At 54.6% G+C, this 262-nt stretch carries 1 protein-coding gene; it reads right to left on the reverse strand.

The genetic code is table 11. The features are described from left to right. A partial coding sequence (locus tag ACFQ6N_RS40605) for a hypothetical protein (protein ID WP_380659170.1) occupies positions 1–262 on the reverse strand: 262 nt, incomplete at both ends.

Genomic DNA, 262 nt, shown 5'->3' on the forward strand with positions numbered 1-262 from the left:
GACTGCGCCAATCCCCGACTTGTCGCCCTTCCAACTGGTCTCTTCCGGGCGAGAAAGGCAAAGTCCGGTGTACAACGCAACGTGAAAATCGTCATAGATGTACTGCGAATTGTTCTTGGCAGTATCTTGGCAGTTGAAGTTCACCCGGATGCCATTGGTGACCTTGGTGTACTTGATGGATGTTGCTTTGCCGGTCGGGCGGATCAACTGGCAGTGCTCCAGCGGCTTGCCCTGAAGAGCCGCATATGCCTGTCCCTCATCA

The organism is Kitasatospora sp. NPDC056446, assembly GCF_042796115.1.
Lineage (GTDB): Bacteria > Actinomycetota > Actinomycetes > Streptomycetales > Streptomycetaceae > Kitasatospora.